At 70.8% G+C, this 23,621-nt stretch carries 18 protein-coding genes; 6 read left to right on the top strand and 12 right to left on the bottom strand.

Features of this window, described 5'->3' with window-relative positions:
- The 3 genes from zwf to pgl are packed head-to-tail and all read left to right on the top strand — an operon-like array spanning position 1 to position 3,376.
- Positions 1-1,539 carry a glucose-6-phosphate dehydrogenase gene (gene zwf / locus ABZX40_RS12965; RefSeq protein WP_355734601.1) on the top strand — a complete coding sequence of 513 codons (1,539 nt, stop codon included), beginning with the start codon at positions 1-3 and terminating at the stop codon, positions 1,537-1,539.
- Positions 1,536-2,597, top strand: a complete 1,062-nt coding sequence (opcA, locus tag ABZX40_RS12960; protein WP_355734598.1) for a glucose-6-phosphate dehydrogenase assembly protein OpcA — start codon at positions 1,536-1,538, stop codon at positions 2,595-2,597. The genes zwf and opcA overlap by 4 nt, the downstream gene beginning before the upstream one ends.
- Positions 2,594-3,376: a 6-phosphogluconolactonase gene (gene pgl / locus ABZX40_RS12955; protein ID WP_355734595.1), complete on the top strand. Its 783-nt coding sequence runs from the start codon at positions 2,594-2,596 to the stop codon at positions 3,374-3,376. The genes opcA and pgl overlap by 4 nt, the downstream gene beginning before the upstream one ends.
- A 434-nt stretch (positions 3,377-3,810) precedes the next feature.
- Here pgl and ABZX40_RS12950 read toward each other — a convergent pair whose 3' ends face one another.
- The 5 genes from ABZX40_RS12950 to ABZX40_RS12930 form a co-directional block, all read right to left on the bottom strand.
- Positions 3,811-4,650 (bottom strand): carbohydrate ABC transporter permease, encoded by an 840-nt coding sequence (locus tag ABZX40_RS12950; protein ID WP_355734593.1) that lies wholly within the window; start codon positions 4,648-4,650, stop codon positions 3,811-3,813.
- Entirely contained in the window at positions 4,650-6,011 is a 1,362-nt protein-coding gene (locus ABZX40_RS12945) for an ABC transporter permease subunit (RefSeq protein ID WP_355734591.1), read from the bottom strand. The genes ABZX40_RS12950 and ABZX40_RS12945 overlap by 1 nt, the downstream gene beginning before the upstream one ends.
- 2 nt (positions 6,012-6,013) lie before the next feature.
- Entirely contained in the window at positions 6,014-7,342 is a 1,329-nt protein-coding gene (locus ABZX40_RS12940; protein ID WP_355734589.1) for an ABC transporter substrate-binding protein, read from the bottom strand.
- A 74-nt stretch (positions 7,343-7,416) separates the two neighbouring features.
- Positions 7,417-9,009, bottom strand: a complete 1,593-nt coding sequence (locus ABZX40_RS12935) for a glycoside hydrolase family 13 protein (RefSeq protein WP_355734587.1) — start codon at positions 9,007-9,009, stop codon at positions 7,417-7,419.
- A gap of 258 nt (positions 9,010-9,267) precedes the next feature.
- Positions 9,268-10,539 carry an ABC transporter substrate-binding protein gene (locus tag ABZX40_RS12930; RefSeq protein ID WP_355734584.1) on the bottom strand — a complete coding sequence of 424 codons (1,272 nt, stop codon included), beginning with the start codon at positions 10,537-10,539 and terminating at the stop codon, positions 9,268-9,270.
- Between the two features lie 164 nt (positions 10,540-10,703).
- On the opposite strand from ABZX40_RS12930, the gene ABZX40_RS12925 reads away from it, so the two are divergent.
- Genes ABZX40_RS12925 through ABZX40_RS12915 form a run of 3 tightly spaced genes read left to right on the top strand, consistent with a single transcriptional unit; the run spans position 10,704 to position 14,297 of the window.
- Positions 10,704-11,219 carry a PadR family transcriptional regulator gene (locus ABZX40_RS12925; protein WP_355734582.1) on the top strand — a complete coding sequence of 172 codons (516 nt, stop codon included), beginning with the start codon at positions 10,704-10,706 and terminating at the stop codon, positions 11,217-11,219.
- Positions 11,216-12,010 (top strand): ABC transporter ATP-binding protein, encoded by a 795-nt coding sequence (locus tag ABZX40_RS12920; protein WP_355734579.1) that lies wholly within the window; start codon positions 11,216-11,218, stop codon positions 12,008-12,010. Before ABZX40_RS12925 ends, ABZX40_RS12920 begins: the two co-directional genes overlap by 4 nt.
- Positions 12,011-12,014: 4 nt before the next feature.
- A complete protein-coding gene (locus ABZX40_RS12915; RefSeq protein ID WP_355734577.1) occupies positions 12,015-14,297 on the top strand; it encodes an FtsX-like permease family protein in 2,283 nt (760 codons plus the stop codon).
- Positions 14,298-14,320: 23 nt separating this feature from the next.
- On the opposite strand, the gene pgi is transcribed toward ABZX40_RS12915, so the two are convergent.
- The 7 genes from pgi to ABZX40_RS12880 form a co-directional block, all read right to left on the bottom strand.
- Entirely contained in the window at positions 14,321-15,973 is a 1,653-nt protein-coding gene (gene pgi / locus ABZX40_RS12910; protein ID WP_355734574.1) for a glucose-6-phosphate isomerase, read from the bottom strand.
- A gap of 82 nt (positions 15,974-16,055) precedes the next feature.
- Positions 16,056-16,391 (bottom strand): RNA polymerase-binding protein RbpA, encoded by a 336-nt coding sequence (locus ABZX40_RS12905; protein ID WP_003976875.1) that lies wholly within the window; start codon positions 16,389-16,391, stop codon positions 16,056-16,058.
- A gap of 203 nt (positions 16,392-16,594) precedes the next feature.
- Complete coding sequence (gene secG / locus ABZX40_RS12900; protein WP_355735315.1) at positions 16,595-16,822, bottom strand: preprotein translocase subunit SecG; 228 nt, start codon at positions 16,820-16,822, stop codon at positions 16,595-16,597.
- A gap of 166 nt (positions 16,823-16,988) precedes the next feature.
- The gene (tpiA, locus tag ABZX40_RS12895; protein WP_355734572.1) at positions 16,989-17,765 is read right to left on the bottom strand and encodes a triose-phosphate isomerase; all 777 of its coding nucleotides are present in this window, start codon (positions 17,763-17,765) and stop codon (positions 16,989-16,991) included.
- Between the two features lie 6 nt (positions 17,766-17,771).
- Positions 17,772-18,983, bottom strand: a complete 1,212-nt coding sequence (locus tag ABZX40_RS12890) for a phosphoglycerate kinase (RefSeq protein WP_355734569.1) — start codon at positions 18,981-18,983, stop codon at positions 17,772-17,774.
- A gap of 209 nt (positions 18,984-19,192) precedes the next feature.
- Positions 19,193-20,200, bottom strand: a complete 1,008-nt coding sequence (gap, locus tag ABZX40_RS12885; protein ID WP_355734566.1) for a type I glyceraldehyde-3-phosphate dehydrogenase — start codon at positions 20,198-20,200, stop codon at positions 19,193-19,195.
- A gap of 242 nt (positions 20,201-20,442) precedes the next feature.
- Positions 20,443-23,430 carry a M14 family zinc carboxypeptidase gene (locus tag ABZX40_RS12880; RefSeq protein WP_355734563.1) on the bottom strand — a complete coding sequence of 996 codons (2,988 nt, stop codon included), beginning with the start codon at positions 23,428-23,430 and terminating at the stop codon, positions 20,443-20,445.
- Positions 23,431-23,621 lie beyond the last annotated feature (191 nt).

Below are 23,621 nucleotides of genomic sequence, written 5' to 3'. Positions count from 1 at the left end.
TTGTCCCCGGTTACCGGTAGCGGAGCGAACCCGCTTCGTGACCCCGCCGACCGACGGCTCCCGCGTATCGCGGGGCCGTCGGGCCTGGTGATCTTTGGCGTCACGGGCGATTTGTCCCGGAAGAAGCTGATGCCCGCGGTGTACGACCTCGCGAACCGGGGTCTGCTGCCGCCGGGCTTCTCGCTGGTCGGGTTCGCCCGCCGCGAGTGGCAGAACGAGGACTTCGCGCAGGAGGTCCACGACGCCGTCAAGGAGCACGCCCGCACCCCGTTCCGGGAGGAGGTCTGGCAGCAGCTCATCCAGGGGATGCGCTTCGTCCAGGGCACCTTCGACGACGACGAGGCGTTCGAGCGGCTCCGCGACACCATCGACGAGCTGGACAAGGCCCAGGGCACGGGCGGCAACTTCGCCTTCTATCTCTCGGTGCCGCCCCGCTCCTTCCCGGTGGTCATCCAGCAGCTGAAGAAGCACCAGCTGGCCGACCAGACGAACGGCTCCTGGCGCCGTGCGGTGATCGAGAAGCCGTTCGGCCACGATCTGGCCTCGGCCGAGCAGCTGAACAAGGTCGTCCATGAGGTGTTCGCCCCGGACCAGGTGTTCCGGATCGATCACTATCTGGGCAAGGAGACCGTCCAGAACATCCTGGCGCTGCGCTTCGCCAACACCATGTTCGAACCGATCTGGAACCGGTCCTTCGTGGACCATGTCCAGATCACCATGGCCGAGGACATCGGCATCGGCGGCCGGGCCGGCTACTACGACGGCATCGGCGCCGCCCGCGATGTCATCCAGAACCACCTCCTCCAACTGCTCGCGCTCACCGCGATGGAGGAGCCCGCCTCCTTCGGCGCGGACGCGCTGGCCGCCGAGAAGACCAAGGTGCTCGGCGCGGTCCGGCTCCCCCGCGACCTCGGCCGGGACACCGTGCGCGCCCAGTACGCGGCGGGCTGGCAGGGCGGCGAGAAGGCCGTCGGCTATCTGGAGGAGGACGGCATCGACGCCTCCTCCACCACCGACACCTACGCCGCGGTGAAGCTGGAGATCGACAACCGCCGCTGGGCGGGCGTCCCCTTCTATCTGCGCACCGGCAAGCGGCTGGGCCGCCGGGTCACCGAGATCGCGGTGGTCTTCCAGCGCGCCCCGCACTCCCCCTTCGACACCACCGCCACCGAGGAACTCGGGCAGAACGCCATCGTCATCCGGGTCCAGCCCGACGAGGGCGTCACCGTCCGCTTCGGCTCCAAGGTGCCGGGCACCTCGATGGAGATCCGGGACGTCTCCATGGACTTCGCGTACGGCGAGTCCTTCACGGAGTCCAGCCCGGAGGCGTACGAGCGGCTGATCCTGGATGTGCTGCTCGGCGACTCCAACCTCTTCCCCCGCACCGAGGAGGTCGAGCTGTCCTGGAAGATCCTCGACCCGATCGAGGAGTACTGGGACGCGAGCGGCAGGCCCGCGCAGTACCCCTCGGGCACCTGGGGCCCCATCGAGGCGGACGAGATGCTCGAACGAGACGGACGGAGCTGGCGCCGGCCATGAAGATAGACCTCACCGACACCACGGCCAGCAAGGTCAACAAGGCGCTGGTGCAGGGCCGCCGCGCGGTCGGCACCCCCGCCGTCGGCATGGTCCTCACCCTCGTCATCGTCACCGACGAGGAGAACGCCTACGACGCCCAGCGCGCCGCGAACGACGCCTCCCGCGAGCACCCCTCGCGCAAGCTGGTGGTGATCAAGCGGCACGCCCGCACCCCGCGCGAGCGCACCCAGTCCAAGCTGGACGCCGAGGTACGGGTCGGCGCGGACGCGGGCACCGGCGAGACCGTGGTGCTCCGGCTGTACGGCGAGGTCGGCGACCACGCCCAGTCGGTGGTGCTGCCGCTGCTGCTGCCCGACGCCCCGGTGGTCGTGTGGTGGCCGGCGGGCGCCCCGCTCGACCCGGCCAGCGATCCGCTGGGCGCCCTCGCCCAGCGCCGGGTCACCGACACCTACGCGGCCGAGCAGCCGGTCCGCGAGCTGACCGAGCGGGCCGGGACCTACACCCCCGGTGACACCGATCTGTCCTGGACCCGGATCACGCCCTGGCGCTCGATGCTGGCGGCGGCCCTGGACCAGGTGGTGTGCGAGGTCACCGGTGTGGAGGTCGAGGGCGAGGAGTTCAACCCCAGCTGCGAGCTGCTGGCGATGTGGCTCGCGGACCGGCTGGACGTGCCCGTGAAGCGCTCGCTGTCGGGTGGGCCGGGGCTGACCGCCGTACGGATGCAGACCGACTGCGGGCCGATCGTGCTGGACCGGGCGGACGGTTCGCTGGCCACCCTGTCGATCGACGGGCAGCCGGACCGGGCGGTGGCGCTGAAGCGCCGGGAGACGGCCGAGCTGATCGCCGAGGAGCTGCGGCGGCTCGACCCGGACGACACCTACGCGTCCGCGCTGCGGTTCGGGGTGGAGCGGCTGAACGCGTCGGCGGCGCGGGCGGCGGAACCTGAGGCGGTTCCCGAGGCCCAGGCTCCCAAGGCCCCGGCTCCCGAGGCGCAGACCGAGCCCGCCAAGAAGGCACCGGCGAAGAAGACCCCGGCCAAGAAGGCGGCGGCCAAGTGAGCACCCCTCAGCTGGTCGTGCACCGCGACAAGGAGCTGATGGCCGAGGCCGCCGCCGCCCGGCTGATCACCAAGATCGTGGACGCCCAGGCATCCCGGGGCGCCGCGTCGGTGGTGCTCACCGGGGGCCGCAACGGCAACGGCCTGCTGGCCGCGCTCGCCTCCTCACCCGCCCGGGACGCGGTCGACTGGACGCGGCTGGACCTGTGGTGGGGCGACGAGCGCTATCTGCCCGAGGGTGACCCGGAGCGCAATGTCACCCAGGCCCGCGCCGCCCTGCTCGACTCCGTGCCGCTGGACCCGAAGCGCGTGCACCCAATGCCCGCGTCGGACGGTCCGTACGGGTCGGACGTGGACGCGGCGGCGGCTGCCTACGCGGCGGAGCTGGCGGCGGCCTCGGGGCCGGAGAACCATGGCGCGGTGCCCTCGTTCGACGTCCTGCTGCTGGGTGTCGGGCCGGATACGCATGTGGCCTCCCTGTTTCCCGAGCTGCCCGCGGTGCGGGAGACGGACCGCACGGTGGTCGGTGTGCACGGGGCGCCCAAGCCGCCGCCGGTGCGGGTCTCGCTGACCCTGCCGGCGATCCGGGCGGCCCGTGAGGTGTGGCTGCTGGCGGCCGGTGCGGACAAGGCGAACGCGGCGGCCATGGCCCTGTCGGGCGCGGGCGAGATCCAGGCGCCGGCGGCCGGGGCGCGGGGCCGGGCGCGCACGCTGTGGCTGCTGGACTCCGCGGCGGCCTCGCAGTTGCCGAGGGCGCTGTATCCGCCGGCCTCGCCCTGACAGCGGATTTGACAACGGTTCGGCGGCGAAAGCCCTAGTACGGGGCCGCCGGGGCTACCCTTTCCGATGCGACCGATGCCGGGCCCCCCGCCGCTTCGGGGAGCCCGGCTCGGTCACCGGGTTCCGGGTGCGTCCGCCGCTTCGGACACTCCCGGTACACACGGTGACGGTCGCCGGGCCCGCCCGCCGCTTCGAACGGGCCCGACGCGCTTACCGGTCGGTGCTGTGGTTCGGTGGTGCGGTTGTTCGGAAGTGCTGTTGTTCTGAAGTGCTGTAATGCTGTGGTTCTTTTGGTGCCGTGGTGCTTCGGTGCTGTGGTGCTGTGGGGAACGCCGAGCCCGTCCGCCGCTTTCGGACGGGCCCGGCGCCCTCGTTCCCCCGCCGGCGCCGGCATGGGAGGTGGACGCCGGCGGGGAGTCGGGACGCGGGCCGGTCTACTTGACCGAGCCCGCCATGACGCCCTGGACGAAGTGCCGCTGGAAGGCGAAGAACACCACGACCGGCACCACCAGCGAGAGGAACGCGCCGGGGGCGAGGACGTCGATATTGCTGCCGAACTGCCGGATCTGCGACTGGAGCGCCACCGTCAGCGGCTGCGAGGACGTGTCGGCGAAGAGCAGCGCCACCAGCATGTCGTTCCAGACCCAGAGGAACTGGAAGATGGCGAGGCTGGCGATGGCCGGCTTGCCCACCGGCAGCACCAGCCGGGTGAAGATCCGCCACTCGGTGCCGCCGTCCATCCGGGCCGCCTCCAGCATCTCCTTCGGGATCTCCGCGAAGTAGTTGCGCAGCAGGAACACCGCGAACGGCAGTCCGTAGGCGACATGGAAGAGGACCACGCCCGGGATGGTGCCGAACAGTCCCAGCTGGCCGAAGAGCTTGGCGACCGGCAGCAGACCGATCTGCACCGGCACCACCAGCATCGCCACGACCAGCAGGAAGACCGAGTCGCGGAACGGGAAGTCCAGCCAGGCGAAGGCGTATCCGGCGAGTGCGGCGATGATCACGACCAGCAGGGTCGCCGGGACCGAGATCAGGATGGTGTTGAAGAACGCCTGGGTGATCCCGGAGTTGTCCAGCAGGGCCGAGTAGTTGTCGAAGGACAGCTGCCCCGGGCTGGTGAACACGGTCCACCAGCCGCCGTTGGCGGTGTCCTCGGCGGACCTGAGCGAGGACAGGAAGAGCCCGGCGAGCGGGGTCATCCAGACCAGGGCGACGACCACGAGGAACGCCTGGACGACGGCGCTGCCCAGTACGCGCCGGATGGCGTTCATCACTGACTCCTTCGGAAGCGGCGGACGTTGAAGACCATCGCCGGGATCACCAGCAGCAGGAGCAGGACGCCGAGCGCGCTGCCGAGGCCCTGGTCGTTGCCGCCGCCGAAGGACACCAGCCACATCTGCGAGGCGAGCACGGTCGCGTCCTCCTGCACCGGTCCCGGCGCGATGATGTAGACGAGGTCGAAGACCTTCATCACATTGATGACCAGGGTGACGAAGACAACGGTCAGGGTCGGCGCGAGCAGGGGCACGGTGATCTTCCGGAAGATCTGCCACTCGCTGGCCCCGTCGATCCGGGCCGCCTCCAGCGCGTCCCGGGGCAGGGTGGCGAGCCCGGCCCCGATCAGCACCATGGAGAAGCCGGTCCAGATCCACAGATAGGCGCCGATGATGGCCGGGGTGACCAGGGTCGGGCCGAGCCAGGAGATGCCGTCGTAGGCCGGGGCGAAGTTGGACTCGGGCAGCCGGAGCTGATAGCTGCCGCTGTCCAGGCCGGTGAAGCGGAAGGCCCCGTCATCGCCGGTGGTGGTACTGGCGACGGTACTGCCGTCGCGTACCGCCTCCACGGTCATGCCGGGCAGTCCGCTCTCCCCGTCGTCGACCTGGCCCTGCTGTCCGCCGCCGCCGGCGGTGAAGTCCAGGTAGACCACCCCGCGCAGTTCGTCGGGACCGGCGCTCGCGGCGGCGGCTCCGTCGGCGGGGGCCGCGCCCTCGGGGAGGTCCCGGGGCAGCACCCCGACCAGGCCCAGCGCGCTGGAACTGCCCGGGGAGACGGCCTGTTCGGTCGTGTACGAGCCGTCCTGGCCCCGGGTGAGCCCCTGGTCCTCACGGGCGCGGGCGGTGGGGTAGGACGAGGTGCCGGAGAAGGTGTCGTGGACGGCGACGACCGCCGCGTTCAGGACGCCCTTGTCGGGATCCTCGTCGTAGGCCAGGCGGAAGATGATGCCGGCCGCCAGGAAGGAGACCGCCATCGGCATGAACATCAGCAGCTTGAAGGCGGTCGACCAGCGGATCTTCTCCACCAGTACGGCGAGGATCAGGCCGAGGGCGGTGAGCATCACCGGGGCGACGACGACCCAGATCGCGGTGTTGCGCAGGGCTTTGAGGGTGACGGGGTCGCGGAAGATCTCGGTGTAGTTGTCGACGCCGATGAAGCTGCTGCCGGCGGCGTCGAAGAAGCTGCGGCCGAGGGAGTACAGCACCGGGTAGACGACCAGGGCGCCGAGCAGCAGCAGAGCGGGCAGGACGAAGAGCAGGGCGGCGGCCCGGCCCCGCCGCCGGGCCCGCCGCGTACGCTCCGCGGCGGGGTCCGGCGGCGGGGGGGTACCCGCCTCTTTCACAAGGGTGGCGGTCACGATCAGTCCTGGTACGCCTTGGCCGCCGCGTCCTCCAGCTGCCCGGCGGTCGCGGTCGGGTCGGACGGGTCGCGCAGGAAGTCCTGGAGGATCTTCCACTCGCCCGCGCCCTTGGTGCCGCCGAACGCCGCGGGGGCCTGGTCGGACATGTCGAACCGGACCGCGTCGCCCGCGTCGATCAGGGACTTGGCGGTGGCGCGGGTGACGTCGTCGCCGTAGGCGGCGAGGTCCAGGGACTTGTTCGGGGAGAGGTAGCCGCCCAGCTCGGCCCAGACCTCGGCGGCCTCCGGGGTGGCCAGCCACTCCACGAAGGCCATGCCGGCCTCCTGGTTCTTGCCCTCCTTGATGACCACGGCCGCGTCGCCGCCGCTGACCACCGGTGCCTTGCCGCCGTCCACCGCGGGGAACGGGAAGAAGTTGGCGTCCTCGCCGATGACCTTGCCGTACTCGTCCTTGGCGACGGCGGCCACGAAGTCGCCCTCGTAGACCATGCCGGCCTCGGGCTGGGGGCCGAAGACCTTCTCGACGGAGCCGGGGAAGTCGGTGTTCAGGGCGCCGTTCTGGCCGCCCGCGATGAGCTGCTTGTCCTTGAACAGCTCGCCGAGGGTGGTGAGCGCGGTGACCACCGAGGCGTCGGTCCACTTCAGCTCGTGGGCGGCGAGGGCGTCGTACTTCTCGGGGCCGGCCTGGGAGAGGTAGATGTTCTCGAACCAGTCGGTGAGGGTCCAGCCGTCCTGGCCGGCCACCGCGAACGCGGCGAGCCCGGAGTCGGAGACGGTCCGCCCGGCCTCCAGCAGCTCGTCATAGGTGGCGGGGGCCTCGACGCCGGCCTGGGTGAGGGCGTCGGGGCTGTACCAGACGGTGGACTTGTGGGCGGCCTTGAAGTAGACGCCGTAGGAGGTGCCGTCGACGGCGCCGTAGTTCTTCCAGACCGGGGCGAAGTTGCTGGTGAGGGAGTCCTGGGCGGTCTTGGACAGCTCCTGGAGCCAGCCCTCCTGGGCGAACTGCTGGAGCACGCCGACCTGGGGGACCATCACCACGTCGGGGGCGTTGCCGCCCTCGATCTTGGAGCCGACGACGGTGGAGACGTTGTCGCCGGTGGAGACGAACTCGGTCTTCGCGCCGGTCTTCTCGGTGAAGGCGTCCAGCACCTTCTGGAAGTTCTGCTGCTCGGTGCCGGACCAGACACCGGCGACCGAGACGGTCTGGCCGCTGAGCGGCTTGTCGCCGCCGCCCGCGGCGACATCACCGTCGCTGCCGCAGGCGGTGAGGGTGACCGCCAGGACGAGCGCGGTGCAGCCGGTGAGGAGGGTGGTGCGGGGTCGTATCATCGTTGATATCCCTTCGGCGGATATGCGGTTGACGCCGAGTGATCGGTGTCGGATGCCGGGCGGCCAGTGGTGGCTCACTGGTCGCTCAGCCACCAGGCGGCGGTGGAGCCGGGCAGGACACCTGCCGGGCAGGGGCCGCTGGAGAGCAGTGGAGTGCCGGAGACCGGCGCGGCCACGGGTGCGGTGGTGAAGTTCACGGCGCAGACCAGGCCGTCGCCGCGTTCGAAGGCGAGGACGCCGGGCTGCCGGTCGATCCAGCGCAGTGCGCCCTCGCCCAGTTGGGGCAGCGCGGCACGCAGTTGGAGACCGTCGCGGTACAGGTGCCAGAACGAGCTGGTGTCGGCGAGCGCGCGGTCGGTGGCGTACTCGGCGAAGTAGTCGGGCTGGGGCAGCCAGGGTTTGGCGGCGCCCGCCCCGGAGGTGAAGCCGAACGGCGACGCCTGGCCGGACCAGGGCAGCGGCACCCGGCAGCCGTCGCGGATCCGGGCCCGGCTGCCGGTGCGCCGGAAGATCGGGTCGGTGATCGACTCGTCGGGCAGGTCGTCGACCTCGGGCAGGCCCAGTTCCTCGCCCTGGTAGATGTAGGCGGCGCCGGGCAGGGCCAGCATGAGGAGGGCAGCGGCGCGGGCTCGGGCCGGGCCCAGACCGCTGCCCTCGGTGCTGGGACCGCCGTAGCGGGTGACCGTGCGGACCTGGTCGTGGTTGTTGAGGACCCAGGTGACGGTGGAACCCGTGCCGGCGATGTCCTCCATGGCCTCGGAGATGACCTTGCGGAAGGAGTCGGCGTCCCAGGGGGCGCCGAGCAGGTCGAAGAAGAACGCCTGGTGGAGTTCGTCGGGGCGGACGTACAGGGCGTGTTCGCGGGCGGTGGGCACGGAGACCTCGCCGACCAGCAGGCGCTCATGGCCGTCGCGCTCGGCGTACGCGTCGCACACCGACCGCCAGTGCCGCCAGACGTCGTGCACCTCGGGCTGGTTCCAGGCGAGCGGGTTGACCGAGTCGCGGGTGCGGGCGTCTGCCTCGGGGTCGTCGGAGTCGGGCAGGTCGGGGTGCTTGTAGAGGCCGGCGGCGACATCGATGCGGAAGCCGTCGACGCCCTTGTCGAGCCAGAACCGCAGGACGCCCTCGAACTCCTCGGGCACCTCGGGGTTGCGCCAGTTCCAGTCGGGCTGTTCGGGGGTGAACATGTGCAGGTACCACTGGCCGGGGGTGCCGTCGGACTCGGTGACCCGGGTCCAGGCGGGGCCGCCGAACATGGCGTGCCAGTTGTTCGGCGGCTCCGCTCCGTCCGGGCCGCGGCCGTCGGCGAAGTGGAACCGGGCGCGCTCGATGCTGCCGGGCGCGGCGGCGAGCGCCGCCTGGAACCAGTGGTGCTCCACGGAGCAGTGATTGGGGACGATGTCCAGCAGGACCTTGATGCCGATCTTGCGGGCTGCGGACATCAGGAGGTCGAACTCGGCGAGGTCCCCGAAGAGCGGGTCCACATCCTGGTAGGCGGCGACGTCGTAGCCGTGGTCGTGCTGCGGCGAGGGATAGAACGGGCTGAGCCAGATCCCGTCCACACCGAGCTTGCGGAGATAGGGAAGACCGGCGCGAACTCCGGCCAGATCGCCGATGCCGTCCCCGGTGCTGTCCAGGAAACTGCGGACGTACACCTGGTAGATCACTGCGTCGCGCCACCAATGGCGCCCCGTGAGGGTCGGTTGAATCACCCCAGTTGGCCTGTCTGTGCGAGCTGACGTTATGCATACATGTTAAGTAAGGATGTCGTACGGGTGTCAATGAGCGTGCGAAAACTACCCGGAAGTTGGGGTCCCAAAGGGGGATGAACTCGGGCAACCAGCGGGCAGTTGAGACCCTGGCGTTACCTAACATGTAACTAGGCCCCCTTCGGATGGTCGAAGGGGGCCGATGCGTTCGGGGGTTCAGCGGCTGGAGACCGCCGCCAGCTCGCGCGCCAGGCGCCGGACCGCCTCGGCCGGCGTCTGCTGCCCGGTCAGCGCGTCCCGCACCACCGCCTGCACCGCCAGGCTCACCTGGTCGTAGCGCGGGCTCTTGGGGCGCGGCGCGGCGGCCAGCACGCTCTGCCGCAGGGTCGGCAGATAGGGGAACTCCCCGATCAGCTCCGGATCCTCGTAGAGATCGGCCCGTACGGGGGGCAGCGCGCCCCGGGTGAGGACCTGGCGCTGGACGCTCTCGCCGGTGAGATAGGCGATCAGCCGGGCGGCGGTCTCCGGGTGCTCGGCATGGCTGCTGACGGCGAGGTTGGAGCCGCCCAGCACACTGGTGCCGGGTCCGTCGGGGCCGGGCAGCGGGACCGCGGCGATCTTCCCGGCGACCGGTGAGCCGGGCTCGGCGGCGGCGACGTACGCGTAGGGCCAGTTGCGCAGGAAGAGGAGTTCGCCGTCCTGGAACGCCTGTTTGGACTCCTCCTCCTTCCAGGCCAGCGCCTCCTGGGGGATCCAGCCCTCGGCGAGGCCGCGCGCCAGGAACCCGATGCCCTCACGGGCCGCCTGGGAGTCGACGGTGACCCGCTCGCCCTCGTCGCCGAGGATGGTGCCGCCCGCCGAGTACACGGCCTCGGCCGCGTTCACCGTCAGCCCCTCGTAGGGCAGGAACTGGCCCGCGTAGCCGTCGATGCCGTACTCGGGGCCCAGGGTCTCGGCGTAGCGCTCCAGTTCGGCCCAGGTGCGCGGCGGGGGCAGTCCCTCGCGCTCCAGGATGTCGGCGCGGTAGAGCAGCAGCCCGGCGTTGGTGACATAGGGGACCGCGTAGAGCCGGCCGTCGTAGGTCGCGGTGTCGACGACCGGGGGCAGGAAGGTGTCCAGGGGGAACGCCTCGCGCGGCAGCGGGCGGATCCAGCCCGCGGCGGCGAACTGGGAGGTCCAGTTCACATCGATGTTGAGGACGTCGAACCGGCTGCGGTTCCCGGCGCGCAGATCGGTGTGCATCTGCGCGTAGGTCTCGTCGGAGGAGTCGGGCAGTTCGACCAGGGTGACCCGTTCGTCCGGGTGGCTGCGGTTCCAGCCGTCCAGGACCGCGCCCAGATAACCGGTGAGGTCCCCGCCGGTGGCCAGCGTGATGGGGCCCCGCCCGTCCCCCGCCCCGTCGTCGGCGCGGGGGACGGAGCCGACGTAGCCGGTCAGGACCACGACAAGGGCGAGAAGACCCCTACCCGCGGCCCGTATCCACCGCATAGGTTCCTCCCGGTGCACCCTTCCGGGCCACATCGCCCGGACGCTGCCATGTATACCTGTTAGGTATGGGCGATACTAGGGCCTGTCGTCAATCTTCCGCCGCCCGCCCCTTCAGCGCGGGCCCGCGGCTCACCACCACCTAGGACGCGAGGAGGAGAGCGCTGGTGCGGCTGCCCCTCCTGGCCCTGCTCGCCCGCGGTCCGGCCCATGGATATGAGCTGAAGCTGGACCTTGAGCAACTGCTGGGTGCCGCGTACCCTCAGCCGAACGTCGGCCAGATCTACGTGACCCTCGGACGCCTGGAGAAAACAGGACTGATCGAGGGCGAGGACGTCGAACAGGCCGGCCGGCCCAACAAGAAGGTCTACCACCTCACCGAGGCCGGGCGGGAGGCGCTGCGCGTCTGGTACGACGAGGTGTCCGACGAACCCCGGATCCGCGACGAGTTCTTCATGAAACTGGCGCTCGCCCCGCGGACCGGTCTCGCCGACCAGATCGCCCTGATCAACAAGCAGCGGCGCCAGTACCTCAACACCATGCGCAGCCTCTCCAAGCTGGCCGCGACCGCGGACCGGGACAACCGCACGGCCCAGCTGCTGATCGAGGGGGCCATGCTGCACCTCCAGGCCGATCTGGACTGGCTGGAGAGGTGCCAGGAAGAACTGGAGGAGCTGGAGTGAGTGACGCCGCCGCTCCCCGCCCGGCCCCGGCCGCCGCGGACGAGGCCGTGCCCGTGCCCGTGCTGCGCGCCGAGGGCCTGGTCAAGACGCATCAGGGCGAGGGCGCTCCGGCGCACGCGGTGCGCGGGGTCGATCTGCGGGTCGAGCGCGGCGAGTTCGTCGCGATCACCGGCCCGTCCGGGGCCGGCAAGTCCACGCTGCTGCATCTGCTGGGCGGACTCCAGCACCCGGACGCCGGGTGTATCTGGCTCGACGGCGAGTGCACCGCCGACTTCAGCGAGGCCCGCTGGGCGATCAAGCGCCGCAAGCGCATCGGGATCGTCTTCCAGTTCTTCAATCTGGTCTCCAATCTGTCGGTCGCCGACAATGTGGAGCTGCCCGCGCTGCTCGCCGGGATGACCGCCCGCCAGGCCCGCACCGAGCGCGAGCAACTGCTGGCCGAGCTGGGCCTGACCGGCAAGGAGCGCTCCATGCCGGGCGAGCTGTCCGGCGGTGAGCAGCAGCGCGTCGCCCTGGCCCGCGCCCTGGTCAACCGGCCCCGGCTGCTGCTGGCCGACGAACCCGCGGGCAGCCTGGACAGCAAGGGCACCCGGGAGGTCGTCCGGCTGCTGAGCCGCTTCCACCAGCGCGGCCAGACCATCGTGCTGGTCACCCATGACGCCCGCCTCGCCAGCGCCGCGGACCGGGTGATCAGCTTCTTCGACGGCCGGATAGCCGACGACGCCCCCCTGGACGGCACCGCGAAACGACGCGGCACCGGGATATCAGGGGTACTGGAGCTGAAGGACTGAGCCGGTGCGAGCCATGGTGCGCTGGACGCACTCCGATCTGCGGACCCATCGCGGCGAGGCACTGTTCCTGGTGCTGGCCACGGCCGGCATCGTCACCTCCCTGCTGCTTGCCGCCGCACTCTTCGGCTATGCCACCAACCCCTGGCAGCGCACCTTCACCCAGGCCAACGGCGCCCATGTCTGGCTGCACACCTCGGTCGCCGCCGACGCCGGCCAGCTCGCCCGGCAGGACGGCGTCGAGTCCGTCGCCGGGCCCTACCCCACCGCGTACACCACCGTCGCCTCGCGCGGCGCGCGCGCCTCGGTGGAGCTGCGCGGGGTCGACCGGCGCCCCGAGGTCGGCCGTCCGCTGCTGACCGCCGGGACCTGGCTGGACCCGGCCGACCCGCGGGGCGTGGTCCTGGAGACCCGCCTCGCCCGCGCCCTGGTCGCCGAACCCGGCGACACCCTCACCCTCCCCGGCACCGCCCGCACCCTCAGGGTCCTCGGCGTCGCCGACAGCGCCGAGCCCCGCTACCGGCCCGGTGAGCGCCCCGGCCTGATCTGGGCACCCCCGGCCGCCGTCCCCGCCCCCGACGGCCGGTCCATCGGCCTGCGCCTGACCGACCCCGAGGACACCGGGTACGCCGTACAGCGCGCGGTCACCGTGCTGGGCGCGGGCGCGATCGGCGAGGTGACCACCTGGCAGCAGGCCCAGTCCGAGGCGCAGGGCGACAACCGGCTGCTCGGACAGGTGCTGGGACTGTTCGGGCTGGGCGCGCTGTTCGCGGCGGGCCTCGCCGTGCACGGGGCGATCAGCACCCGGATCCGGGGCCATCTGCGGGACATCGCCGTACTGAAGGCGATCGGCTTCACCCCGGCCCAGGTGGTCCGGGTCTATCTGCTCCAGCATCTGGCGTACGCGCTGCTCGGGGCGCTGGTCGCCGCCGGGCTCACCGAGGTGGTGGGCAGCCGGATCCCGGGGCGGCTCGGGGACGCGGTCGGGGTGTGGCAGGGGATGCCCGGCCACACCGTCACCCTGTTCGCGGCGCCCGCGCTGGCGGTGCTGTTCATCGGCGCCACCACCGGGCTCGCGGCCTGGCGGGCGGGCCGGATCCCGCCGGTGCCGGTGCCCCGCCCGGCGGCGCCCACCGGGGGGCGGCTGTCCGGGGCGGCCCGCCGGGCGCTCGGACTGCGGCTGCCGCCCGCGCTGGTGCTGGGCTGGCACACGGCGTTCACCCGCCGCCCCCGCACCCTGGCCACGGTCGGCCGGCTCACCCTGCCGCTGCTGCTGATGGTGGTGGCGCTGAGCGCCTGGACCACGATCGACCGCTTCCACGGCGAGCCCGAGCGGGTCGGCCTGCCCGCCGCGCTCACCGTCCGCGCCGACAACACCCTCACCGAGTCCGGCACCCGCGCCCTGCTGGGCCGCGACCCCGAGGTCACCGACGCCTACCCCGGCGTCGAGGTGGCCGCGCTGGTCCCCGGGCAGACCGCGACCATCGCCCTGCGCGGTCTCGGCACCCGCGCCGACCCCTACCCGTACACGCTGGCCGAGGGCCGGCGGGCGACCGGCCCGGACGAGGCGGTGGCCGGACAGGGGCTGCTGGACCTGCTGGACGTCCGGGTGGGCGACTGGGTGCGGATGACCGTCGGCGACCAGCCGCAGGTGCTGCACATCGTGGGCCGCAGCATCGAGCCGGAGAACGCCGGCCGGGTGATCACCACCTCGCTGGACACCCTGCGGGAGAACGACCCGGCGCTGCGCCCGAGCCTGCACCAGGTACGGCTCGCGCCGGGCGCCGACCCGGATGTGGTCGCGGCCCGGATCGCCGACGCCGGGGACGGCCATCTCGATGTGCACACGGTGACCAATCCGGCGGACGGGCTGACCACCCTGCGCGGGGTGGTGGTCGGGCTGATCGCGGTGCTGGCGCTGATCGGGCTGATCGAACTGCTCACCACCATCGGCGGCACGGTCCGCGAGGGCGAACGCGATCTGCTCGCCCTGAAGGCCATCGGCCTGTCCCCCCGCCAGATCACCGCGATCACGGTGGTCGCGACGGGCTGTACGGCGCTGGTCGCGGTGGTGCTGGGCCTGGGGCTCGGGCTGCCGCTGTCGTACTGGCTGATCGACGCCCAGGCCCGCTCCAGCGGGATCGGGGCCGGGATCGCCGAGGGCCCGCCGGGTCCGCTGCTGCTTCTGCTGGCCGGTGCCGCGGTGCTGGGCGCCGTCGCGCTGGCGGCCCTGCCGGCGGCCCGCGCGGCCCGGCGCAGACTGGCGGACTCCCTCAGCGCGGTCGCCTGAGAGAGCCCGCCGTCAGGGGCCGGTCAGCCCCGGTCGCGCAGCGCCCGGTACGTGGCCACCAGCGCCTTCGTCGACTGGTCCAGGCCGGGCACCTCGGCGCCCTCGGTGAGGGCCGGCTCGATCCGCCGGGCGAGGACCTTGCCCAGCTCCACGCCCCACTGGTCGAAGGAGTCGATGTTCCACACCGCGCCCTGCACGAACACCTTGTGCTCGTACAGCGCGATCAACTGGCCCAGTACGGACGGCGTCAGCTCGCGCGCCAGGATCGTGGTCGTCGGGTGGCCGCCCCGGAACGTCTTGTGGGCGACCAGTTCCTCCGGGACCCCCTCGGCGCGCACCTCGTCGGGCGTCTTGCCGAAGGCCAGCGCCTGGGTCTGGGCGAAGAAGTTGGCCATCAGCAGATCGTGCTGCGCCCGCAGTTCCTCGCTCAGCTCGGCGACCGGCTCGGCGAAGCCGATGAAGTCCGCCGGGATCAGCTTGGTGCCCTGGTGGATCAACTGGTAATAGGCGTGCTGCCCGTTGGTGCCCGGCGTGCCCCACACCACCGGCCCGGTCTGCCAGTCGACCGGCTGCCCCTGCCGGTCCACCGACTTGCCGTTGGACTCCATGTCGAGCTGCTGGAGATAGGCGGTGAACTTGGAGAGGTAGTGCGAGTACGGCAGCACGGCATGCGACTGGGCGTCGTGGAAGTTGCCGTACCAGATGCCCAGCAGGCCCAGCAGCAGGGGGACGTTGGACTCGGCGGGGGCGGTGCGGAAGTGCTCGTCGACCAGGCGGAAACCGGCGAGCATCTCGCGGAAGCGGTCCGGGCCGACGGCGATCATCAGGGAGAGCCCGATGGCGGAGTCGAAGGAGTAGCGGCCACCGACCCAGTCCCAGAAACCGAACATGTTGGCCGGGTCGATACCGAACTCGGCGACCTTCTCGGCGTTGGTCGACAGGGCCACGAAGTGCTTGGCCACGGCGCCGGGGTCGCCCAGCGCGGCCAGCAGCCAGGTGCGGGCGGAGGTGGCGTTGGTGACCGTCTCGATGGTGGTGAAGGTCTTGGACGCGATGATGAACAGCGTCTCGGCCGGGTCCAGGTCGCGGGTCGCCTCGTGCAGATCGGCGCCGTCGACATTGGAGACGAAGCGGACCGTGAGATCCCGGTCGGTGAAGGCGCGCAGCACCTCATGGGCCATGGCCGGGCCGAGATCGGAGCCACCGATGCCGACATTGACCACGGTGCGGATCCGGCGGCCGGTGTGACCGGTCCACTCCCCCGAGCGGACCCGGTCGGCGAAGCCGGCCATCTTGTCGAGGACCGCGTGCACCTGGGGGACGACGTTCTCGCCGTCGACCTCGATCACCGCGTCCCGGGGGGCGCGCAGCGCGGTGTGCAGGACCGCCCGGTCCTCGGTGGTGTTGATCTTCTCGCCGCGGAACATGGCGTCGCGCAGCCCGAAGACATCGGTGGCGGCGGCCAGCTCGTGCAGCAGCCGCAGCGTCTCGCCGGTGACGAGGTGTTTGGAGTAGTCGACGTACAGATCGCCGACCTGGAGGGTGTAATCGGTGCCGCGCGCGGGGTCGGCCGAGAAGAGATCCCGCAGATGGGTGTCCGCGAGCTGTTCGCGGTGCTTGGCCAGAGCGGTCCACTCGGGCGACTGATTGAGCCGGGTACGGCCGTCTGCGTTCATGGGTCCCAACCTAACTCAGGCCAGGCACCCGCTCCATGCAGCTCCGGCCGGACACCCTGGGGTGCCCGGCCGGTTCCAACCTCTAGATCTCGCCCCGCAGTTTGGCGAGCGCCTCGGCGAGGATCGCCTCGCCGTCCGCGTCGCTGCGCCGCTCCCGGACATACGCCAGGTGGGTCTTGTACGGCTCGGTGCGCGGGGGGTCCGGCGGGTTGTCCCGGTCCTGCCCGGCGGGGAAGCCGCAGCGCGGGCAGTCCCAGGTCTCGGGCACCTGCGCGTCGCTGGCGAAGCTGGGCTGGGTCTCGTGCCCGTTGGAGCACCAGAAGGAGATGCGCAGACGCGGGGCGGACTCGCCTCGCTCGGCCTCGCCCATCGGCCCCGCCCCGACCCGGCTTCCACGGATCGCGTTGCCACTTGCCACGGTCGTAACTCCCTGCGTGATGGTGCCGCGAAGCGAGTCGGCGTTTCGCTCCGCTGCGAGCGCCTCAGTCTACGTAAGGCCCAACGCGCGTCCAGTGAGCGGAGTTACCGACCCCACACACAGACGCACGCCCCATGATAGGCCGCGCTCAGGAGCGCGTACCGAACATGGGGCGTTACGTGGGGATCGGGTTCGCGGCGGTGTCAGTCCAGCTTCATGAGCAGGGCGAGAACGATGATGCACGCGAGCCACATCAGACCGACGATCAGGGTGATGCGGTCGAGGTTGCGCTCGGCGACCGAGGAGCCGCCGACGGAGGACTGCATACCGCCACCGAACATGTCGGAGAGGCCGCCGCCCTTCCCCTTGTGCATCAGCACCAGCAGCATCATCAGCAGGCTGAAGACGATCAGGGCGATCGAGAACCCCATAACCACGGCTGGACCAACTTCCTCGGATCTGGATCGACGACGACGGGGGCCGGAGCCCGCTGCCCGGCACCCAGGGTGGATGCTCGGGTGCGCAAGCCTACGGCCCCCGCAAGGGTACGACGTAACGCTCCCCGGGCCTACTCACTGCCCGGAGCGCGGCGATCACTCACTGGTCACGGAAGCGGACGATCCGCACGAACTCGTCCGAGTCCAGCGAGGCGCCGCCGACCAGGGCACCGTCGATATCGGCCTGGGCCATGATCTCGGCGACGTTCCCGGCCTTGACCGAGCCGCCGTACTGGATGCGGACAGCGTCGGCGACGTCCTGGGAGTACAGCTCGGCGAGCTTGGCGCGGATCGCGGCGCAGACCTCCTGGGCGTCCCCGGCGCCGCAGACCTTGCCGGTGCCGATGGCCCACACCGGCTCGTAGGCGATCACGACTGTGGCGGCCTGCTCGGCGGTGATGTCCTTCAGACCGCCCGCGACCTGGGCGAGGGTGTGGGAGACATGATCGCCCGCCTCGCGCACGTCCAGCTCCTCCCCGACGCACAGGATCGGGGTGAGACCGTGCTTGAAGGCCGCCTTGGCCTTGGCGTTCACGATCTCGTCGGTCTCGGCGTGGTACTGGCGGCGCTCGGAGTGGCCGACCGTGACATAGCTGCACTTCAGCTTGGCCAGCATCGGGCCGGAGATCTCGCCGGTGTAGGCGCCGGAGTCATGGGCCGAGATGTCCTGGGCGCCGTAGCGGATCTTCAGCTTGTCGCCGTCGACCAGGGTCTGGACGGAGCGCAGATCGGTGAAGGGCGGCAGGACGGCGACCTCGACGGCCTCGTAGTCCTTGTCCGCCAGGGCGAAGGCGAGTTTCTGGACATGGGCGATGGCCTCGAGGTGGTTGAGGTTCATCTTCCAGTTGCCGGCCATCAGGGGCGTACGGGTCGTCATGCGGGGTCAGTCCTCCAGTGCGGCGAGGCCGGGGAGCGTCTTGCCCTCAAGGTATTCGAGGGAGGCGCCGCCACCGGTCGAGATGTGGCCGAATGCGCTTTCGTCGAAGCCCAGGGTGCGGACGGCCGCGGCGGAGTCGCCGCCGCCGACCACGGTGAAGCCCGGGGAGTCGAGAAGGGCCTGGGCGACCGCCTTGGTGCCCTCGGCGTAGTCGGGGTGCTCGAAGACGCCCATGGGGCCGTTCCAGAAGACGGTGGCGGCGTCGGCGAGCTTCGAGGCGTACAGCGTCTGGGTCTCGGGTCCGATGTCGAGACCCATCCGGTCGGCCGGCATGGCGTCGGCGGCGACCGTGGTGGGGTGCGTGGGGGTCTGGGCGCTCAGATCGGGGAAGGCGGGGGCGACCACGGCGTCGACGGGCAGGACCAGCTCGACGCCGGTCTTCTCCGCGCGCTCCAGATACTCGGTGACCTGGCCGAGCTGATCCTCCTGCACCAGGGAGGTGCCGATCTCGTGCCCCTGGGCCCGGAGGAAGGTGTAGGCCATGCCGCCGCCGATCAGCAGCCGGTCGGCCTTGCCGAGCAGCTCGTCGATCACGGCGAGCTTGTCGGAGACCTTGGCGCCGCCGAGCACCACGACATAGGGGCGCTTGACCTCGTCGGTGAGCTTCCTGAGGACGCCGACCTCGGTGGCGATCAGATACCCGGCGTAGTGCGGGAGGCGGGCCGGGAGGTCGTAGACGGAGGCGTGCCTGCGGTGCACCGCCCCGAAGCCGTCCCCGACGTAGACATCGGCGAGGGCGGCGAGCTGGTCGGCGAACTCGCCGCGCTCGGTGTCGTCCTTGCTGGTCTCGCCCGGGTTGAAGCGCAGGTTCTCGATCACCGCGACCTGGCCCGGCTGGAGGCCGTTCACCGCGTCGTGGGCGGCGGGGCCGACGGTGTCCTGGGCGAAGGCGACGGGGGCGCCGAGCAGCTCGGCGAGCCGCTCGGCGGCCTGGAGCAGCGAGAACCGGAGATCGGCGGGGCCCTTGGGGCGGCCGAGGTGGGAGCCGACGACCACCTTGGCGCCGGCGCCGGCGAGCGCCTCGACGGTGGGCAGCACGGCCCGGATACGGCCGTCGTCGGTGATCACACCGTCCGCCATCGGGACATTGAGGTCGGCGCGGACGAAGACCCGCTTGCCGTCCACGCCCTCGGCGAGCAGTTCGTCGATCGTCTTCATGGAGATACTCCTGGTCGGGGTCGCTTGCTCGGTTGATCCGTTGATCGGTCCCACGATCGGCTGATCGGCTGCTCGGTTGCTCTGTTGATCGTAGGAGAGCTGATCGGTCCGTTCGCGGGCCGGGGCGTGCGTACGCGCGTCAGGGCTCGGGCGGCGATGGTGCGCGCCGCCCGAGCCCTGCTCTCACACGGAGATGCCCGCCCTGGGGATCAGAGCCGGTCGCCGACGAAGACCGTGAGGTCGACGAGGCGGTTGGAGTAGCCCCACTCGTTGTCGTACCAGCCGAGGACCTTCACCGAGGTGCCCTCCTGGACCATGGTCAGGGAGGAGTCGAAGGTGCAGGACGCCGGGTCGCTGACGATGTCGGAGGACACGATCTCGTCCTCGGTGTAGAAGAGGATGCCCTTCAGCTCGCCGTCGGCGGCCTTCTTGAACGCGGCGTTGACCTCGTCCTTGGTGACCTCGCGGCTCAGCTCCACGACCAGGTCGGTGACCGAGCCGGTGGGGACCGGGACGCGCATGGCCATGCCGTCGAGCTTGCCCTTGAGCTGCGGAAGGACCAGCGCGGTGGCCTTGGCGGCACCCGTGGTGGTCGGGATGATGTTCTCCGCGGCGGCGCGGGCGCGGCGCAGGTCCTTGTGCGGGAAGTCCAGGATGCGCTGGTCGTTGGTGTACGCGTGGACGGTCGTCATCAGACCGCGGACGATCCCGAAGTTCTCGTCCAGCACCTTCGCCATGGGCGCCACACAGTTGGTGGTGCAGGAGGCGTTGGAGATGACGTGGTGGTTCGCCGGGTCGTACTGGTCCTGGTTGACGCCCATCACGATGGTGACGTCCTCGTTCTTCGCCGGGGCGGAGATGATGACCTTCTTGGCCCCGCCGGCGATGTGCTTCTCGGCGTCTTCCTTCTTGGTGAAGATGCCGGTCGACTCGATCACGATGTCGACGCCCAGCTCGCCCCACGGGATGTCGGCGGGGTTGCGCTCGGAGAGGACCTTGATCGTCCTGCCGTCCACGGTGATGGTGTCGGCGGTGTGGGCGACCTCGTGCTTGAGGCGGCCCAGGATGGTGTCGTACTTCAGCAGGTGCGCGGTGGTGGCGGTGTCACCCAGGTCGTTGACAGCCACGATCTCGATGTCGGCTCCCTGCTCCAGGAGCGCCCGGAAGTAGTTGCGACCGATGCGGCCAAACCCGTTGATGCCTACGCGGATCGTCACGAACCGATCTCCTCGTTGGGTACACCGGCTCTTGATGCCGGCGAGCTTGATTTGGGATGTCCCCGACCACCCACGACCCTACCTCTCCGACGCCCTGTCGGTGACATCGAGACGCCCCCCTGCACGGAAGGGCGGCCCGTACCCGTCGGTAGAGGTACGGACCGCCCAGGGCCGTCCGGCCCGTCAGCTCCGGTCGGGGGTGACGGGGTGTCGCGCGCTCCTCGCGTTGCGCGAGGTGGTGGCTAGCTGTCGAGGGAGGCGAGCGCCTTGCGGATCAGGGCCGTCCGGTCGGCGGCCGAGGTGAGGTGCTCCAGACCGAAGCCGAGGAGCACGGTGTCGTCGGTGGTGACGGCGCCGTAGGTACGGAACAGCGCGCCGGTGCGGGCCCAGTCCCGGACCACGGCGGGGCTGCCCGCGGGCGGGCCGGGGACGGTCCAGGCGCCGAGGGAGGTCTCGAAGCCCTCGGTCTGGGCGGTGCCGCCGATGACCACGGCCGTCTCGTCGGCCAGGACGCCCCGGCCGCCGCTGCCCGGGTCGGTGATGTAGCTCAGGGACAGCTCCACGTTCTTCCCCGCGTAGGCGGACAGATCGAACTCGACCTGCTGCCAGCCGGCGGACGAACCGGTGAAGCTGTTCCAGGCGCCGCTGGTGCCGCCCGGGGTGCAGCCCTCGGCGCCCCGGGTCAGATAGCGGCCGAGGGCGGGGTGGGCCTGGAGGAAGTAGCCGGCCTCGCACTCGGTGGGCACGGCGGTGCCGGTGGCGCCGTTCTTCTCGGGCAGCGTGGTCCAGTCGTCGCCGCCCGCGGTACGGGCCTCCAGGATGACGTGGTCGTAGCCCTCCTCGGTGTCCCAGAAGAGCCGGCTGCTCAGGGTGGGCTGCTGGGCGGCTGCGGTGGTGGTGAGGTCGACGGTCCGGGTGAGCCGGTTCCAGGCGTAGTCGGAGTGGGTGACGGCGGCCATGGAGGCGCCCGCGTAGGGGCCGTACGGGTTGATCGTGCCCGGGTACTGTCCGCCGCCCGCGCTGCGGAACTGCGGGAAGGTGCCCGGGGCGAGGGTGTCGGAGGTGACGCTGTAGGAGCCGGCCGCGTCCAGCGGGTTGCCGGGGGCGGCGCCGAGCGCTCCGGCGGCTCCGGCCAGTTCGCCGCTGCCCTGGAAGGCGGTGGCGCCCGGGAGCGTCGTACGGGAGTAGGCGCCCAGGTAGTACTGGCTGAAGTCGTTGGTGGGGGTGCCGTCGGCGAGGGCGACGTTTCCGCCGGCCCGTTCACCGGCCTCGATCAGCCGGCCGCCCTCGTTGAGGTAGGCGCGCAGCTGGAGCTGGGTGGGGCTGCCGGGGACGGCGGCGCCGGTGTAGTGGACGACGGTGTCGAAGTGGGAGAGCACACCGAGGGCGTCGGGGGCGCCCTGCCGGGCGACGTCCCAGACGACGGCCCGGCGGCCGTTGGCCCTCAGCGCGTCGACATAGGTCTGCGCCTGGGTGGCCGCGGCGCCCTCCTCGGCGACGACCAGGGTGTCGGCGCGGGGGCGTTCGGCGACGGTGTAGGTGAAGCGCTGGCTGGTGACCTGCTTGCCGGCGCGGGTCCGGCCGGTGAACCAGACCTCGACCGTGTCACCGGGTTCGCCGTCCTGGACCTTTGCCCGGTACTCGTCGAACCAGAGGTTGTCCTCGCCGCCGTAGACCTCGCCGCCCTTCCAGGCGCGCAGGGTCTGGTCGTGGACGCGGCCTCCGTTGACCCGGTAGCGCAGCTCCTTGTCCCGGACCGACTTACGGGCGACGACGGAGATCTCCTGATCGGCGCCGCGGGAGGAGGAGGTGGTGAAGGTCGCCGGGGTGAAATCGGGGGCGTCGATGCCGACCGAGGACTTCGGGCGATCGGGGGTCGCGGCGGACTCGGCGACGGAGAGCGCGAAGGGGATGTTGGTGACGAACTCCTCCTGGATCAGCTTCTCGTCGTCCGGGAAGTTGAAGCCGGAGCGGCAGTCCGCCGGGTTCCAGGCGTCGTCGGGGTACTTCGCGGAGATGGTCTGGCAGGTGGACATCTCCGGGGTGAACATCGCCGTGCCGTTGACGTTGGAGGCGTGTCCGTCGGCCTCACCGTTGGTGGTGTACAGCTCCGAGCTGACCTGCGGGTGGTAGCCGGGGATGGCGGAGTTCTCGGGGGTGCCGGCGAGTGCCTTGTAGAGGACGTCGTCCGGGGTGTCGGTGGCGACCTGCCAGCCCACGCCGTAGAGCAGCAGCTCGGCGGCGGAGTGGTAGTTGATGCCGTACTCGAATCCGATCCGGCGCTGGAAGGCGTCGATGGCCTTGGTCTCGGGCTCGGAGTTCGGGCCGGGGCCGCGGTAGGTCTCGCTGGTGGGGTTCGGGGAGGAGCCCTCGTTGTCGTAGCCCCACTTGTAGGCGAAGTTGCGGTTGAGGTCGACGCCGTCGCCGGTGGAGATCACGCCGTCGCCGTTGTTGTCCTGGAGGTTCTTGCGCCAGAGGCGGTTGTCGTCGCTCTCGAAGGTGTAGTCGTAGCCGTCGGGGTTGGCCGAGGGCACGAACCACAGCTCGGTGGAGTCGACGATGTTCTTGATCCGCCGGTCCTTGGTGTAGTTGTCCAGGTAGTGGTGGAGCAGGCGGCGGGTCATCTCCGGGGTGATCCACTCGCGGGCGTGCTGGTTGGACATGTACAGCACGGAGGGCTTGGAGCCGTCCTTGGACTTCTTGGCGTTCTTGGTGAGCTTGAGCGCGAGGATGTCCTGCCCGTTGACCGATGTGCCGATGGAGACGACCTTGGTGAGGCCCGGGTTCTCCTGCGCGGTCCGCAGCAGTTCCTCCTGGAGCCCGCCCGCTCCGCTGTACGGCCGGAAGACTCCGTCGGCGGCGGCCTCGACCCGGTTCTCCGCCTTGGCGGAGAGGGTGTGCTCGGCGAGGTCGACGCCCTTCTGCGCCAGCTTCTCGGCTTCCTTGTCGGTGAGGTAGACCTCGACGGTGGCGGTCCCCTTGCCGTCACCGGGCGGGCGCTCGCTGAGTTCGTGCGCGTCCTGGCCCGCGGCCAGCAGGAGCGGGATCTGCTCCTGGGTGACCTCGGCGCGGAAGACTTTGACTTCGTCGTCGGTGGGGGTGCTGGAGGTGGTGGAGGAAGGGGTGGCCGCCGGTGGGCCGCCGGGTAGGGCCTGGGCGATGGGTGCGATGAGCGCTCCGCTGGTCAGGAGCGCGCCGACAGCGAGGATCGATCTCGCTCTATGTCTCATGAACCCCCCTAGCAGGTGTTCGCCACAGTGGCGAATGTTGAAAGGCTCATGTCACAGCATGATCCAGTCAAGGGTGCGGGGCGGTCTTCGACACGCGGGGGGGTGCCCCTATGGGTTTGGTCAAGGTGATGGGGCAGGTTGGGGATCGTAGTAGGTGCCGTCTCGGAGCATGGCGAAGAGGACGTCGGCCC

It is taken from the genome of Streptomyces sp. NPDC004610 (genome assembly GCF_040609715.1).
Lineage (GTDB): Bacteria > Actinomycetota > Actinomycetes > Streptomycetales > Streptomycetaceae > Streptomyces.
This window is presented reverse-complemented; position numbering and strand designations above follow the sequence as displayed.